Source organism: Actinomadura alba, from assembly GCF_014323705.1.
Classification (GTDB): domain Bacteria; phylum Actinomycetota; class Actinomycetes; order Streptosporangiales; family Streptosporangiaceae; genus Actinomadura_C; species Actinomadura_C alba.
This window is the reverse complement of sequence record NZ_JABVEC010000007.1, coordinates 1-15,159: the sequence shown is the minus strand read 5'-3', so window position 1 is coordinate 15,159 and position 15,159 is coordinate 1. Positions and strand designations below refer to the sequence as shown.

General features: G+C 69.6%; 15 protein-coding genes, 1 tRNA gene and 1 other RNA gene. 13 read left to right on the top strand and 4 right to left on the bottom strand.

Annotated features, from left to right (window positions below):
* Positions 1-206: 206 nt before the first annotated feature.
* Entirely contained in the window at positions 207-1,616 is a 1,410-nt protein-coding gene (locus HKK74_RS11355; RefSeq protein ID WP_246491462.1) for a PhoX family protein, read from the top strand.
* A gap of 243 nt (positions 1,617-1,859) precedes the next feature.
* On the opposite strand, the gene HKK74_RS11350 is transcribed toward HKK74_RS11355, so the two are convergent.
* Together HKK74_RS11350 and HKK74_RS11345 are read right to left on the bottom strand one after the other, a co-directional pair.
* Positions 1,860-1,947: transfer RNA gene (locus HKK74_RS11350), tRNA-Ser, on the bottom strand.
* A gap of 10 nt (positions 1,948-1,957) precedes the next feature.
* Entirely contained in the window at positions 1,958-2,281 is a 324-nt protein-coding gene (locus HKK74_RS11345; protein WP_187243120.1) for a DUF952 domain-containing protein, read from the bottom strand.
* A gap of 65 nt (positions 2,282-2,346) precedes the next feature.
* Here HKK74_RS11345 and ffs point away from each other — a divergent pair.
* From ffs to HKK74_RS11310, 7 genes are all read left to right on the top strand, one after another.
* Positions 2,347-2,442: signal recognition particle sRNA small type (gene ffs / locus HKK74_RS11340), an RNA gene on the top strand.
* Positions 2,443-2,463: 21 nt separating this feature from the next.
* Positions 2,464-4,542, top strand: coding sequence for a DNA polymerase III subunit gamma and tau (locus HKK74_RS11335; protein ID WP_187243119.1), 2,079 nt, complete (start codon positions 2,464-2,466; stop codon positions 4,540-4,542).
* Positions 4,543-4,655: 113 nt separating this feature from the next.
* A complete protein-coding gene (locus HKK74_RS11330) occupies positions 4,656-5,009 on the top strand; it encodes a YbaB/EbfC family nucleoid-associated protein (protein WP_187243118.1) in 354 nt (117 codons plus the stop codon).
* Between the two features lie 3 nt (positions 5,010-5,012).
* Positions 5,013-5,612 carry a recombination mediator RecR gene (gene recR / locus HKK74_RS11325; RefSeq protein ID WP_187243117.1) on the top strand — a complete coding sequence of 200 codons (600 nt, stop codon included), beginning with the start codon at positions 5,013-5,015 and terminating at the stop codon, positions 5,610-5,612.
* Complete coding sequence (locus tag HKK74_RS11320; RefSeq protein ID WP_187243116.1) at positions 5,605-6,168, top strand: DUF5063 domain-containing protein; 564 nt, start codon at positions 5,605-5,607, stop codon at positions 6,166-6,168. The genes recR and HKK74_RS11320 overlap by 8 nt, the downstream gene beginning before the upstream one ends.
* Positions 6,169-6,273: 105 nt before the next feature.
* Positions 6,274-7,557 carry an aspartate kinase gene (locus tag HKK74_RS11315; RefSeq protein WP_187243115.1) on the top strand — a complete coding sequence of 428 codons (1,284 nt, stop codon included), beginning with the start codon at positions 6,274-6,276 and terminating at the stop codon, positions 7,555-7,557.
* Entirely contained in the window at positions 7,554-8,630 is a 1,077-nt protein-coding gene (locus tag HKK74_RS11310; protein WP_187243114.1) for an aspartate-semialdehyde dehydrogenase, read from the top strand. The genes HKK74_RS11315 and HKK74_RS11310 overlap by 4 nt, the downstream gene beginning before the upstream one ends.
* A gap of 75 nt (positions 8,631-8,705) precedes the next feature.
* On the opposite strand, the gene HKK74_RS11305 is transcribed toward HKK74_RS11310, so the two are convergent.
* Complete coding sequence (locus tag HKK74_RS11305) at positions 8,706-9,488, bottom strand: phytanoyl-CoA dioxygenase family protein (RefSeq protein WP_187243113.1); 783 nt, start codon at positions 9,486-9,488, stop codon at positions 8,706-8,708.
* 94 nt (positions 9,489-9,582) lie between these two features.
* Here HKK74_RS11305 and HKK74_RS11300 point away from each other — a divergent pair, with 94 nt between their 5' ends.
* The 4 genes from HKK74_RS11300 (at position 9,583) to HKK74_RS11285 (ending at position 13,062) form a co-directional block, all read left to right on the top strand.
* Positions 9,583-10,413, top strand: a complete 831-nt coding sequence (locus HKK74_RS11300; RefSeq protein WP_187243112.1) for a helix-turn-helix transcriptional regulator — start codon at positions 9,583-9,585, stop codon at positions 10,411-10,413.
* A 290-nt stretch (positions 10,414-10,703) separates the two neighbouring features.
* Positions 10,704-11,213, top strand: a complete 510-nt coding sequence (locus tag HKK74_RS11295; RefSeq protein ID WP_187243111.1) for a SigE family RNA polymerase sigma factor — start codon at positions 10,704-10,706, stop codon at positions 11,211-11,213.
* A 19-nt stretch (positions 11,214-11,232) separates the two neighbouring features.
* Positions 11,233-12,288 (top strand): hypothetical protein, encoded by a 1,056-nt coding sequence (locus HKK74_RS11290; protein WP_187243110.1) that lies wholly within the window; start codon positions 11,233-11,235, stop codon positions 12,286-12,288.
* Positions 12,289-12,393: 105 nt separating this feature from the next.
* Positions 12,394-13,062, top strand: coding sequence for a TetR/AcrR family transcriptional regulator (locus HKK74_RS11285; RefSeq protein WP_187243109.1), 669 nt, complete (start codon positions 12,394-12,396; stop codon positions 13,060-13,062).
* A gap of 246 nt (positions 13,063-13,308) precedes the next feature.
* On the opposite strand, the gene HKK74_RS11280 is transcribed toward HKK74_RS11285, so the two are convergent.
* Positions 13,309-13,536, bottom strand: a complete 228-nt coding sequence (locus HKK74_RS11280) for a hypothetical protein (RefSeq protein ID WP_187243108.1) — start codon at positions 13,534-13,536, stop codon at positions 13,309-13,311.
* A gap of 342 nt (positions 13,537-13,878) precedes the next feature.
* On the opposite strand from HKK74_RS11280, the gene HKK74_RS11275 reads away from it, so the two are divergent.
* Complete coding sequence (locus tag HKK74_RS11275) at positions 13,879-15,129, top strand: helix-turn-helix transcriptional regulator (protein ID WP_187243107.1); 1,251 nt, start codon at positions 13,879-13,881, stop codon at positions 15,127-15,129.
* Positions 15,130-15,159: the final 30 nt, after the last annotated feature.

Here is a 15,159-nt window from a genome sequence, read left to right as displayed (position 1 = left end):
TGTGGCTTGCTGGACCGGTGTGAACTCGTTGGGGCCGGGACGGATTCGCTAGTCCCTCGCTGCTTGGACACCCGATCGAACGGTCTAGGTCATCATCCTGCCGTTCCGCGTATGAGCCATGTTCTGACCGTTTTCATGACCCCCCGAGAGGCTCGTACGCCGATGGCTGGCTTTTGCCAGTAGCGGTAACAACAAGAGGAGATGCGTTGAGCGAGCGCATGAGGTTCGATCGCCGGTCATTCCTGCTGTCCTCCGGCGTCCTGGCCACAGGGGTGGTGGCGGCTGGGTCGTTGGACGCGCTGGCCGCTCGGCCGGCGGGTGCCGCGCCGAGGTCGAAGCCGCACAGCAGCCCGGATTATGGCCCGCTGCGCCCGGTCAGGGACCAGGCGACCGGGCTGGAGCTCATCCTGCTTCCGGAGGGCTTCGAGTACATCTCGTACGGCTGGACGGGCGACCGCATGTCTGATGGTCGTCCTACGCCCGGCGCACACGACGGGATGGGAGCGTTCCGACCTGGCAAGTTCGCCGGCGACCCCGGCAAGCGCCCCGGCGGCGACCCTGGGGTGGACCACAAGGTCTGGATCGTGCGCAACCACGAGATCAACGATCTCGACGGCGCGTTCATCGACGCGGCCTACGACCCGATGGCCAGCGGGGGCACCAGCAACGTCGTCTTCGACACCCGCAAGGGCGAGTTCGTGGAGAGCTGGGCGAGCCTGTCCGGCACGATCCGCAACTGCGGGGGCGGGGTGACGCCTTGGGGCACCTGGCTGTCGTGCGAGGAGACCGACCTCCGCAACGGTGAAGTCCAGCACGGCTACATCTTCGAGGTGCCGCACGATGGCGTGAGCTCCGCCAAGCCATACAAGGCGATGGGCCGCTTCGTGCACGAGGCGGCCGTGGTCGACCCGAAGACCGGCTGGGTCTACATGACCGAGGACGACGGCCCGACCGGGCTGTACCGATTCCGGCCCAACAAGCGCGGGAAGCTGGACGAGGGCGTCCTTGAGATGCTGGCGATCGGCGGTTCCACCATCGACACCGGCAGTGACCCCACCGGCGTCGAGTACGGCGACCTGAGCTGGGTGCGGATCGACAACCCCGACCCCGCACCCTCAGAGCCCAGCGTGGGGCGGCAGGGTATCGCCAAGGGTGCCGCCAGTTTCGCCGCGCTGGAGGGGGCCTATTACCACGACGGCAAGGTCTTCTTCGTCGCCTCGGGCGGCGGCCCGACCGGGGAGGGCCAGGTCTTCGTGTACGACCTCAGGGCCAACCGGCTGAAGGTGCTGATCGCCCCGACGGACACCGGCGTTCTCAACAACCCTGACAACGTGTGCGTGAGCCCGCGTGGCGGGATCATGCTGTGCGACGACGGCTCCGGCAACCAGTTCCTCCGCGGACTCACCCAGGACGGCGAGATCTTCCACTTCGCCCAGAACAACCTGGTCGTTCCCTCTGGTGGCATCCCGGGCAAGTCCGTGGAGCCCGGGGACTACAGCTGGAGCGAGTGGGCCGGCGCGACCTTCGACCCGAAGGGCGAGTGGCTGTTCGTCAACATCCAGACGCCCGGCGTCACCCTCGCGATCACCGGCCCCTGGGGGCGCGGCTCCCTCTGACCCGTGTGACGGTCTCAGACCCGTTTTGACGGTCGCAGGCTCGCCACGATCGGACCGCCCCGCCAGGCGGCCCGTCGGGCGGGCCCGCGCCACATTCTGCTGAGAGAAGGCCGGACTCCGGGATGCTCGGCTGCATGACGCCCGGCACATCGCTGCTACCGGTATGAGACTGAGAAGGAGACCAAAGATCGACAAAGGCCGGTGCCCCGTGGGCACCGGCCTCGTGTTCTGCCTGGTCAGAGCTGGCGGAGGATAGGAGATTCGAACTCCTGAGGCGTTGCCACCAACACGCTTTCCAAGCGTGCGCCCTAGGCCACTAGGCGAATCCTCCGCCGATGAGCTTACCGGTTCGCGGGCAGTGGCCGTACCTGGATGACGGCGTCGAGCGGCAGTGGTCCGTAGATGTGCGGGAAGACGTCACCGTCGGCGGGCTCGTGCCGGACGGGCACGTCCAGCCGGGCTGTGTCGATCTCCAGCAGGACCAGGTCGCCGACGCCCGCGTAGAAGGCCCGCAGCACCTCGCCGGCCTGGGCCTCGTCGCGCGAGCAGTGGATGAACCCCTCCTCCCGCAGGGTACGGCCCCGGGTGGAGATCTCGTACGGCCCGCCGGCCGCCCGCGCGGCGTCCCAGTCCGCCCGCTCGGCGATGTGAAAGATGTGGCTCATGGGAAGCGAGCCTATGGACTCGGCGGACCTGAACGAACTCACCTCTCGGATGCCATAGACTCAGCGAAGACCCCTCGCATGGCGTCATCCTGTGAACCTCCCCAGGGCCGGAAGGCAGCAAGGATAAGCAGGCTCTGACGGGTGTGCGGGGGGTCCCCTTTTTCTGACCTGGACGGACCCCCATGAGTCTGGCTCTGTACCGAAAGTACCGGCCAGCGACGTTCGCCGAGCTCAAGGGGCAAGAACACGTCGCCGAGCCGCTCCAGCAGGCGCTGCGCAACGGTCGTGTCAATCACGCATACCTCTTCAGCGGTCCGCGCGGCTGTGGCAAGACCTCCAGCGCGCGCATCCTGGCCCGCTCGCTCAACTGCGAGCAGGGCCCGACTCCGGACCCGTGCGGCGAGTGCGACTCCTGTGTCGCGCTGGGGCCGGCGGGTTCGGGCCACATTGACGTCATAGAGATCGACGCCGCGTCGCACGGTGGAGTGGACGACGCCCGTGATCTCCGTGAGCGCGCCTTCTTCGCGCCCGTGGCCGCGCGCTTCAAGATCTACATCATCGACGAGGCGCACATGGTCACCCGCGAGGGCTTCAACGCCCTGTTGAAGCTCGTGGAGGAGCCGCCGCCGCACCTGAAGTTCATCTTCGCGACCACCGAGCCGGAAAAGGTGATCGGGACGATCCGGTCCCGCACCCACCACTACCCGTTCCGGCTGATGCCGCCAGGGGTGCTCCGAGAGCTGCTCGAGCAGATCCTCGAGTCCGAGAAGGTGCCGTACGAGGCCACGGCGCTGCCTCTGGTGGTCCGGGCGGGAGCGGGCTCGGCCCGCGATTCGCTGTCGATCCTCGACCAGCTGCTCGCGGGTTCCGACGAGGCCGGCATCACCTACGCGCGCGCTGTTTCGCTGCTGGGATACACCGATTCCACGCTGCTGGACGAGGTCGTGAACGCGTTCGCCGCGCGGGACGGAAGCGCCGTCTTCGCCGCCGTCGACCGGGTCATCGAGAGCGGGCAGGACCCGCGCAGGTTCGCCGCCGATCTGCTGGAGCGATTCCGCGATCTCGTAGTGCTGGCGAACGTGCCGGACGCCGGGGCCACCGGGCTCCTGGACATGCCGGCGGACGAACTCGAGCGGATGCGCGAGCAGGCCGCCGCCATGGGTCCCGGCGAGCTGACCCGGGCCGCCGACCTGCTGCACACGGGCCTGACCGAGATGCGCGGTGCGACGTCGCCCCGGCTGCTGCTGGAGCTGATCTGCGCCCGGATCCTGCTGCCGGGGGCCTACGACGACGAGGCTTCGGTGTTCGCCCGGCTCGACCGCATCGAGCGGCGCTTCGCCATGGGCGGTGGTGAGGCCCCGTCCCACCCGGCTCCGGTGCGACCGGCCCACACTCCCCAAGCCACGGTGCGCCCGCCGGCCCCGGTACAACCCCCGCCCGCCCAGGGGGGCGACCCCACTTCCATTGTCCAGCGCCCCGGCGCTCCCGCGGAAGCCGAACGGCGTTCTGTGGATAACTCTCCGGCGCCCGCCGGAGCCCCTGACCGGGCCGGCCGGACCCGCGGGGACGGCGCACGGGCACCCGCGCCGCCGCCCCGGGCGCCCGAGCCCGACCCAGATCACTCGCCCGCCCGGCCGCAGGTGCAGCGCGCTTCCGCACCCCCGCCGCCCCCGGCCGCGCCCGTGCCCGTGCCCGTGCCCGCGGCAGCGTCCGCACCCGTTTCCGGAGCGGGCCTGGACATCGGCGCGGTCCATGGTGCCTGGGGTGACATCCTCGAAGCGGTCAAGCAGCGGAGCAAGGTCGCCTGGATCATGCTCGACGGCACGCAGCCCGCCTCGGTCGAGCACAACGTGCTGACCGTCGCCTTCGCCGAGGAGGGGAAGCGCAAAGGCTTCTCCGTCGGCGGCAAAGAAGTCGTCTTCCGCGAGGTGCTCAAGGAGTACCTCGGTGTCGACTGGCGGGTCGAGACGTTGCTCGCCGACCCCCGTACGGTACGGCCCGGAGCCGGCCCCGCACGGCCGGCGGCGCCCGCGCCTGCCGCACCACCCGCGAGGCCGAGCGCGGCTCCGGCCGCGCGGCGGGAGCGCCCCGCGGAACCGCCGCCGCCACCACCGCCCGACGAGCCTCCTCCGATGGACGAGAGCGACGAGGTCGATCCCGACGGGGACGCGGACGCGGGGGCCGAAACCGAGGTCAACGGCATGGCGCTCATTCAGCGAGAACTCGGCGGGCAGATCATCAGGGAGATCGACAACACCTGACCGTCCGCTCCCTCCCGGCGGGCCGCATGGCGGCGCCCCAGGGGTGGGTCCGCATACCGCATCGAAGCCGGAACCCGTAGTCTCGGGAAGACGGACTTGCAAAGGAGAGCACCGTGGAATCCGGTGGTGAGCTGAACTTCCAACATGTGCTGGAGCAGGCGCAGCGCATGAATGAGCAACTACTCAGCGCTCAGCAGGAGCTCGTGGAGACGGAGGTGGAAGGCACGGCGGGCGGCGGCCTGGTCAGCGTGACGGTGAACGGCACGGGCGAGATCCTGGAGTTGGTCATCGACCCCAAGGCCATCGATCCCGGTGACCCGCAGGACACGGCGGAGACGCTCGCCGACCTGGTGCTCGCTGCGATCCGCGACGCCGGACGTGCCGCCCAGGAGATCCAGGAAGAGAAGATGGGGCCGCTCACCGAGGGCCTCGGCGGAGCCGGTTTCCCTGGTCTGCCCGGGCTCTGATCGATGTACGAAGGCGTCGTCCAGAACCTCATCGACGAGTTGGGCAGGCTGCCCGGCGTCGGTCCCAAGAGTGCGCAGCGGATCGCCTTTCACCTCCTCGCCGCCGATCCGGCCGATGTGAGCCGGCTCAGCGACGCGCTCAAGGAGGTGAAGGACAAGGTCCGGTTCTGCCGAACGTGCGGCAACGTGGCCGAGGCCGAGGAGTGCCGCATCTGCCGCGACCCGCGACGGGATCCGTGCATCATCTGTGTCGTCGAAGAGTCCAAGGACGTCGTCGCGGTCGAGAAGACCCGCGAGTTCCGCGGGCGCTATCACGTGCTCGGAGGGGCGATCAGCCCGATCGAGGGGATCGGCCCCGAGGAACTGCGCATCAAGGAACTGATGCAGCGCCTCGCCGATGGTGAGGTCACCGAGCTGATCCTCGCCACCGACCCCAACCTGGAGGGTGAGGCGACGGCCACCTACCTCGCAAGGCTCGTGAAACCCATGGGCATCACTGTTACCCGCCTGGCCAGCGGCCTCCCCGTGGGAGGCGACCTCGAGTACGCGGACGAGGTCACACTGGGCCGCGCGTTCGAAGGAAGGAGGCTCCTCGATGTCTAGTTTCAACACCGCAGACTTCAACACCGCAGAGGACTGGAACACCCTTGCCGAGCGGGTGGCGCTCCACGTCAGGAACTACCTCGGCGGGCTCGAGGCGGTGGCGCGTGGTGAGGCGGGCGCGCACACCGTGCCTTTGCTGTTGCTCGAGGTCTCGCAGGTGATCCTCGCGGGGGCGCAGCTCGGGGCCAGCGCCGATGTGATCCTGCCGGACAACTGGGAGCCCGAGGTGGGCGAGGACCCCGACCTCGACGCCGTACGGCAGGGGCTCGCCGAGCGGCTGGCCCTCGTCGACGACTACACCGAGGTCTTCGACCCGTACAAGGACAACGAGTCGACGTCGTACCGGCTCTCCGACGACCTGGTCGACGTCGCCAGCGATCTGATCCACGGCCTGCGGCACTACGAGAAGGGCCGCCCGCTGGAGGCCCTGTGGTGGTGGCAGTACAGCTACTTCAACCACTGGGGCAACCACGCCGGTGCGGCGCTGAGGGCACTGCACGCCGTGGTGGCCGGCGCCAGGCTCGACGTCGAGACCGAGCCCGTCGCCACCCCCTGATACCGGTGTCTCACCTTGCGGGATGCACTGGTCATGTCACGGGTCCACGACCTGGGTAGACTCGACGGCCGGTACTCCTGATCCCGATCCGAGGAGCGCACACTCGTGGCCCTTGTCGTGCAGAAGTACGGTGGCTCCTCCGTCGCCGACGCCGACGGTGTGAAGCGGGTCGCCCAGCGCATCGTCGCCACGAAGAAGGCGGGCAACGATGTCGTCGTCGTGGTGTCGGCGATGGGTGACACGACAGATGAACTGATCGATCTGGCCGAGCAGATCAGTCCGCTTCCGCCGGGGCGTGAGCTGGACATGCTCCTGACGGCCGGAGAGCGGATCTCGATGGCGCTGCTCGCCATGGCCATCGCCAATCTGGGTCATGAGGCGCGGTCGTTCACCGGCTCCCAGGCCGGGGTGATCACCGACGGCTCGCACGGCAAGGCCCGCATCATCGACGTGACGCCCGGCCGGATCCGCAGCGCCCTGGACGAGGGCTCGATCTGCATCGTGGCCGGCTTCCAGGGGGTCTCCCAGGACTCCAAGGACATCACCACGCTCGGCCGGGGCGGCTCCGACACCACGGCCGTGGCACTGGCCGCCGCGCTCAACGCCGATGTCTGCGAGATCTACTCCGACGTCGATGGGATCTTCACCGCCGACCCGCGGATCGTGCCGTCCGCACGGCGCATCCCGCAGATCTCCTTCGAGGAGATGCTCGAGATGGCCGCGTGCGGAGCCAAGATCCTGCACCTGCGCTGTGTGGAGTACGCGCGGCGCTACAACATGCCGATCCATGTGCGGTCCTCGTTCAGCCAGCGAGTGGGTACGTGGGTCAGGGACAGCATCGAGGCCACGGACACCGAGGACGGCGAGATGGAGCAAGCGATCATTTCCGGTGTGGCGCACGACCGGAGCGAAGCGAAGATCACCGTTGTGGGGGTGCCCGACAAGGTCGGCGAGGCCGCCACGATCTTCCAGGTGCTGTCCGACGCCGAGATCAACCTCGACATGATCGTGCAGAACGTGTCGGCCGCCGCGACCGGGCGTACGGACATTTCGTTCACGCTGCCGCGCACCGACGGACAGACGGCGATGGCCGCCCTCAACAAGGTCAAGGAGCGGATCGGCTTCGAATCGCTGCGCTATGACGACCGAATCGGGAAGGTGTCGCTCATCGGTGCGGGCATGCGCTCGCACCCGGGGGTGACCGCGCGGCTGTTCGGCGCGATCGCGAACGCGGGCGTGAACATCGAGATGATCTCCACCTCGGAGATCCGGATCTCGGTCATCGTCGACCAGGACGACATCGACGCCGCGGTGCAGAGTGCGCACGCCGCCTTCGACCTCGACGCCGATCAGGTCGAGGCGGTCGTTTACGGAGGCACCGGCAGATGAGCGCTTACCCCGGCGCCCGCGCCGACCGGCCCACCTTGGCCGTCGTCGGCGCCACGGGCGCCGTCGGCTCGGTGATGCTCCAGATCCTCTCCACCCGCCAGGACGTGTACGGCGAGATCCGCCTGGTCGCCTCGCCCCGGTCGGCCGGTCGCAAGCTGAGCGTACGAGGTGAAGAGGTCGAGGTCGTCGCACTCGCCCCCGAGGTCTTCGACGGCGTCGACGTGGCGATGTTCGACGTGCCCGACGCGGTGTCGGCGGAGTGGGCCCCGGTCGCGGCCGAGCGCGGCGCGGTCGTGGTGGACAACTCGGGTGCCTTCCGCATGGACGACGACGTTCCGCTCGTCGTGCCCGAGGTCAACCCGGAGCAGGTACGCCACCGGCCGAGGGGCATCATCGCCAACCCCAACTGCACGACGCTGTCGATGATCGTCGCGATCGGCGTCCTGCACGAGATGTACGGGCTGAGCGAGCTCGTCGTCGCCTCCTACCAGGCCGCCTCCGGTGCGGGCCAGGAGGGCGTCGACACCCTGTACGACCAGCTGGAGCGCGTCGCGGGCAAGCGTGGGCTCGGTGAGCGGCCGGGTGACATCCGCGGTGTCGTGGGCGGGCTCGGGCCGTTCCCCGCGCCGCTGGCCCTCAACGTCGTGCCATGGGCCGGTTCGCTCAAGGAGGACGGCTGGAGCTCTGAGGAGCTCAAGGTCCGCAACGAGTCCCGGAAGATTCTCGGCCTGCCCGACCTCCGGGTGTCCGCGACGTGTGTGCGCGTCCCCGTGGTCACCACTCACTCTCTCGCGGTCCACGCGGTCTTCGATCGCGACGTCGACCAGCGGGAGGCCCAGGCCGTCCTCGCCGGGGCGCCGGGTGTGGTCCTCGTCGACCACCCCGAGGCGTACGAGTTCCCGACCCCGGCCGATGTCGTCGGCACCGACCCGACGTGGGTGGGCAGGGTGCGCCGGTCGCTCGACGATCCCCGGGCACTCGACCTCTTCTTGTGCGGTGACAATCTGCGCAAGGGCGCGGCGCTCAACACGGCGCAGATCGCCGAACTGGTGGCGGCCGAACTCACCCGATGACGTGCTGAATCCGGCCGGGAACAATCCGGACCGACGCTGACCCGGCCTTCGACTGGTCCATCCAGGCGCTCCGCGCTACCCGATAGTGCCGAAGCGGGGGAAGTGCTCGTCGGGCAGCGGGCCGCCCACGGTGAGGCCGAGCCGGTCGGTGACGACATGCGAGGGTTCGGCGGCGAAGGTCACATCGGCGTCCACGTAGATCACGACGTGTGCGACGCGGGGATCGTCGGTGAAGTTGGGGGTGGCGCTGTGCGCGAGGTGGGCGTTGTGGAACGTGCAGTCGCCCGCGCGCAGCGGCACGGTCACCCGCCGCTCCCAGATCAGCTCCGGAGCCAGCCCGAGCAGATCCGCGCTGTCCGCGAGGTCCTGCGGCCTTAGTCCGTCCAGGTGCTGGGAGCCCGGGATGAAGGTCATGCAGCCGCGCTCGACGGGGATGTCCACCAGCGCGATCCAGGCCGAGAGCGCATGCCGCGACCCGGCATGCGGCCAGTACGGCTGGTCCTGGTGGAACTCGGTCGCGGCTCCGTTGCGCGGTTCCTTGATCAGGAGCTGGTCATGCCACAGCCGCAGCGGGACCCCGGCCAGCTTCGTCGCGAGGTCGGCCAGGTCCGGGTTCAGGGTCAGCTCACGCAACGTCTGGTCGTGCTGCCAGAGTTGCAACAGCTGGGTGAAGATCGCTCCGGAGTGATGGTCGGTCAGGGCACGCCGGGCGGTCATGGCCGCGTCGGCGAACCGCTTGGCGTCCTGGGCCGAGATGACCCCGGGCAGGTGGATGAAACCCTCCCGGCGGTAGGCCGAAACCATCTCGTCGCTGAGGTCGTCCGGTGTGGTGCGCGAGTGCTGAGTGCCGATGTTCATACTGGTAACCGTCGCTGTCGTGGCGGTCCGGCGGCTAGCACAGGAGCGCCGGGCCCTAGCACAATCTTGCTGTCTGCGGGCGAGAGGAGTGTCGATGCACCGCGTTCGGCGGGCCGATGTCCTCGCGCCGGGCCGTCCGCCGGTCGTTTTTGAGCGGTACGAGTTGCAGCGCGATACCGAGGCCCACGGCCATGACTTCATCGAGCTGGCCGTGGTCACCGCGGGCACGGCAACGCACGTCTCGGCCGGCGGTGAGTGGGCCCTCGAGCGTGGATCGGCGGTGCTGCTGCGCCCCGGGGACTGGCACGGCTACCGAGACTGCCGTGGGCTGGTGGTGCACAACGTCTACGTCGGCCCGGAGGTGTTCCGGCACGAGCTGGCCTGGCTGCGCGCGGAGCCACGGCTCGGCCGAGTGCTGAACACCTCCTGCACTTCGCTCCAGCTCGATGCCGCGGCGCTTCAGGTCGCCGAGGCAGGTTTCGCCGCGCTTAACGATGATGCGGCCGGAGTGGCGCATGCCGTACGGGTGGGGCTACTGCTCTGCGTGCTCGGTGGAACGACCGCCGCCCTCCCTCCGGTCCCGGCCGGTGACATGCACCCCGCGGTACCTGCGGCGGCACGACTGCTGGAAGACGACATCCAGCACCCCTGGACTCTCACCGAACTCGCCGCCTCGGTGAACCTGTCGCCCTCCTACTTGGCGCGCCTGTTCACCGCGCGGTTCGGCATGCCGCCGATGACCTATTTGGGCAGGCTGCGTGCGGAACGCGCTGCGGCGCTGCTGATCGAGACGGAGCTTTCCGTCGCGGCGATCGGCAGGATGGTCGGCTGGTCCGATCCCAACTACGCCAGTCGCCGGTTCGGGCACTTCTTCGCATTCAGCCCGACGGCGTATCGCGACCGTTTTCGGGCGGCAGGCCCGTGATGCGCCGCGCTCAGTCAGAGGCTGTCGGGTAGCCGGGTGACTGCGCCGCTGGGTTGGGTGGCCGGTTGCTCCAGCGGACTTGCTCGCCCGAGGAGCCGGGGAATACGACGGCGCGCGACTACGATCGCGGCCGAGCCGGCCTGACCGCCCGCCGGAGACGACGAACTCGCAGGTGAACGGCCCGGAGTCACTCCGGGCCGTTTTCCGTTGTGCCGCGACTCAACGAACGGGCCCGCTCGGGACGTTGAAGGAGTGACCGAGGACCGAGGGTCGGGAGATGAGGAGTTCCGGTGGGCTTCGAGGAGTTCCTCGCCGCACGACTTCCCGCGTTACTGCGCTTCGCCACGGCCCTCACCGGTGACCCGCATCGGGCCGAGGACGTCGTCCAGGACGTGCTGATCCGGGCGCAGCGGCGCTGGCGGCGGATCCGCGCGATGGACGCGCCGGAGGCGTACCTCAAACGGATGATCACCAACGAGTACCTGTCGTGGCGGCGGCGGCGCTCCTCTCGGGAGGTCCCGGCCGCGGACCGGACGCTCGACGCGGCCATCGAACCGCAGGACGACCCGGCCCGCCGATTCGACGAACGCGACGCGATCTGGTCCGGGCTGGCGGCGCTCCCGCCTCGGCAGCGGGCCGTGCTGGCGCTCCGCTACTACGAGGGCCTGACCACCGCCGAGATCTCCGGCGTTCTCGGCTGTTCCGAGGCGACCGTGCGTTCACACGAGTCCCGCGCACTCTCCGGGCTCAGGCTCGAACACCGTAGGCCGGATCCGCGACGTGATTCCGCCAAGTCATGATTCCGCCGGGAGGAGCCGGATGACCACCGACGAGTTGATCCGCCAGGAGTTCGAGCGGCAGGCGGCGGACGCACCGGACCCGGGCCAGGTGCTCGCACGGTTCGGGGTGCGCGCGGAGCGTGCCCGCCGGCGGCGTGCGATCACCCGGGGCGTCGCGGCCGCCCTCGCCGCTGCCGTGGCGGTGCCCGCCGTCATGGTGGGACGGTACGCGCTGACCGAGCGGCCGGAGCCGATCGAACGTCCGGTCCCGCTCGACACGCCGCCTGCGTCGGTGACGCTCCTCTACCGGCCGACCTGGGTGCCACCGGGCCTGGCCGAGGTGACGCGCAGGGTCGGTCCGAGGAAGGGAGCGCGGCAGGAGCGCATCTGGTCGTCGGCGCTGCGCGGCGACGGCACCTCGAACGAGCGGGCTCCGCTGCTCTCGGTCAGCGCGAGCGGGCGCACGCAAGGCGGTCTTGAGGACTACTTCGACTCGCTCCGGCGGCAGCCGGAGGCGGTTCGGCTCACCGTCCGCGGGCATCCGGCCCTGCGGCTCCGGGACGGCCGGAGGTGCGTGGTGGCCTGGCGGCCCACGGCCGGACAGGTGGTGTCCGTCGAGACCCTGAATCTCGGCACGTGCGACGATGCCGAGCGGGTCGCTCGATCGGTGGTCCCCGACGGGGCGACGACGGTCGTACAGCCGCTGTCGGTGGGCTGGCTGCCGCGGTCGTACGTCACCGTCCTCTTCGCTGTGCGCGCGACCGACTCGGGCTGCCGGGCGGACCTGCTCGCGTCCAGTGCCCTGCGCTCGGTCAGCGTCATTGTGAGCCGCGGCGCCTTGCCCCGCCGGGGTGTTCCGCTGCGGATCGGGGGCCGCCCCGCCCGTAGCATCGTCACCCTGGAGCCGCACGACGAGACAACGTTCGTCCGGAAGGTCGCCGTGGACCTCGGCGGCGGCCGGCTGCTCACCGTCGATACCAGCGACGACGCCGGGCCGACCGAGGGGGAGCTTGGCCGGATCGCGGCCGGGACGGTCGTGGGGGACGTGGACGGGGCGTGCTCGTGGCCGTTGCCGGCCCGAGGCGGGGGCCGGTGACGGCTGGTGGCGGCCGGGTGGTGAACAGGGGAGCGGGTGGTACGGCACCGGCGGGGAGCGCGCTCTCGGCCCGGACCCGCCGTGGCGCGCGACTACGATCGCAGGGTGACCGAGCCCAAGGCCGTGAAGTCCGAACACACCCGGACGTTGATCGTCGAGACGGCGCTCCGGTTGTTCCGTGAACGTGGCTACGAGGCGACGACGATGCGGGGCATCGCCAAGGAGGCGGGCGTCTCGGTCGGCAACGCCTACTACTACTTCGGTTCCAAGGAAGAGCTGATCCAGGCGTACTACGACCAACTGCAGGAGGAGCACAACGCCGCCTGCCGTGCGGTGCTCGACCGGGAGCGCGACTTCGCGCCACGGCTGCTGGGTGTGCTCAAGGCCAGAATCGACACGATGGTGCCCTACCACGCCTTCGCCGGGAAGTTCTTCAAGTTCGCCGCCGAGCCGACCAGCCCGCTCAACCCGTTCAGTGCCGAGTCGGGCCCGTCCCGCAAGGGCGCCATCGCCATCTACCGCGAGGTCGTCGACGGCTCCAACCTGAAGATCGACTCCGACTTCCGCGAGGAACTGCCCGAACTGCTGTGGCTCTACTCGATGGGCATCGTTCTGTACTGGGTGCATGACAGCTCACCGGGCTGCCGCAAGACCTACCTGCTGGTCGATCGTACGGTTCCGCTGGTCAAGCGCATGGTGTCGATGTCGCGGCTGCCGGGCTTCCGCTCCGTCACCCGCGACCTCGTCGGCGTCATCCGCGACGTGCGTGCCTAGCGCTGATGCCGACGATCCAGGATCTCTGGGCCCGCCCTGTTCGGGCGCTTCTCCCCAACGAGTACCGAGCGACGGCCACGGCGCCGGAATGACCAGACCGGCGCCGTGGCCGTACGCGCGCCGGCCGGGCCACGGGGGCTTGGCCTGACTCCGGCGCCTTCCCGGGAGTTCCATCCCGGGGATGGTGTGGACGTGCCGTCCGCGCTCGGCACGTCCACGTTTTCAGACCCACGAGATGCCCACGGGTCACCGCCCGTCCGTCGTACTGGAGGCCGTGGTCTGTTCCAGACGCTCCTTGTGCGCCTGGAGGTCGAGGAAGCCGGCGGCGAGAGCCTCGGGCGGGATGGCGTCGTCGAGGGCTTGGCCGGGGTCGGTGTACATCGGCCGGACATGGGTCCACGCGGACGGCGGAGGGATGTCGTCCCATGCCACATCCCCGGCCGGGTCGATCCGGCAGCGAGCCAAGGCCCTCATAGACATAGGCGACGCGGTGGAAGCTCAGCATCACGCGGTGGACGAGTCCGCGAGATCCGGCCGGGGCGCTCTTCAGTGCATCCACGACATTGTTCAGGGCAAGGTCGTGGTCGTCAGTGACGCCAATGGCTCCGGCGCCCGCTCCACCCGCGACAGTCCAGGAATAGAGCCGTGGAGGGTCCGAGGACCGTTGAGCGTGCACCGTGACCGTCTCCTCCCTGAGTTCCTCTTGGTCACAGCCAGTGAAGCCCTGCGCACCTGGTGCCGGGAGACGGATACTGGCGGAGAAGGCGCGGAGACCTCGCCCTCCGTATGTTCGAGGCTTGCGATTGGTGCACGCGGATGAGCGACAGCGAACGTCCTGGATGGGCCGTACGGTTGCGAGCCGAGCGTGAGGCGCGCGGCTGGAACAAGCGGGAGATGGCCCGGCGGCTCCTGCGCGCTGCCGGCCATGCATACGGATCACTTGACTCCCTCACCCGGCAGATTCGCGACTGGGAGAACGGAAGGCACTTCCCCCGAGACTGGGCCGGCGCCTACGCCACCGCGTTCGGTGTGCCTGAGGCGGCGTTGTTCCTGCGCCCCGCAATGGCCGAACTGCCCGACGCCGCGGACTTCGATGACGAGCTCGAAGCCCTCGAACTGGCACGTCGAGCGGCCGCCAGCGATGTCGGAGCGGAGACGCTCGAGGTGCTGGAGATGGTCGTCGACGAATTCGCCATCGCCTACCCCGGCACGCCACCGGCCGAACTGCTCCGCCGCGTTCGGCGGACCCTCTCTTACGTCATGCAACTGCTGGATGGCCGCAAGACGCTCACGGAACATCGCCGCCTGCTGGTCGTCGGCGGATGGCTGTCGCTCCTGGCGGCGACCTGCCACACCGACCTCCACCAACGGTCGGCCGCGACGGCGCGCTTGCGGGCGGCCGCTCAGATGGCCGAGCACGCCGACCATCCAGAGATCGCGGCGTGGTGCCTGGAGACGGAGGCGTGGCGGGCCCTCACCGACGGCGACTACCAGCGCGCTGTGACCCTGTCCAAGGGGGCGCAGACGGTTGCGCCTAAGAGCAGCTCCGCCTATGTCCAGGCGACGGCGCAGGAGGGCCGGGCCTGGGCACGGCTCGGCGCCCGGCCGGAGACCCACAAGTCGCTCGATCGGGTCGCCCGGCTGGTAGAGCCGTTGCCCATGCCCGACCGGCCTGAGCATCATTACCGATACGACCCGGCGAAAGGCGACGCCTATGCCGCCACGACGCTGTCATGGCTCGGAGACCCGTCTGCCGAGCCGTACGCCCGGCGGGTCCTCGCCCGGCTGGAATCCGCGGAAGAAGGCCCGCCGCGTCCGCGTCGGGCCGCGTCCGCGCGCTTGGACCTGTCGCTGGCACTACTGTCCGCCGATCAACCTGACGAGGCCGTCCACCTGACCCATGCGGCGATCGCGAGCGGCGTGCTCGTGCCGTCGAACCACTGGCGCGCGGCCGAGGTGGTCGCCGCCGTCGAGGCACTGCGGCTTCCCGAAGCGGCCGAGCTGCGAGAGGCATACCGGGGGCTCCGCACGGTGGGCGAGGCGGGAGGACCGCCGGCCATCGGGTGAAGCCACCGGTTCCGCCATGCCCGAGGGCTT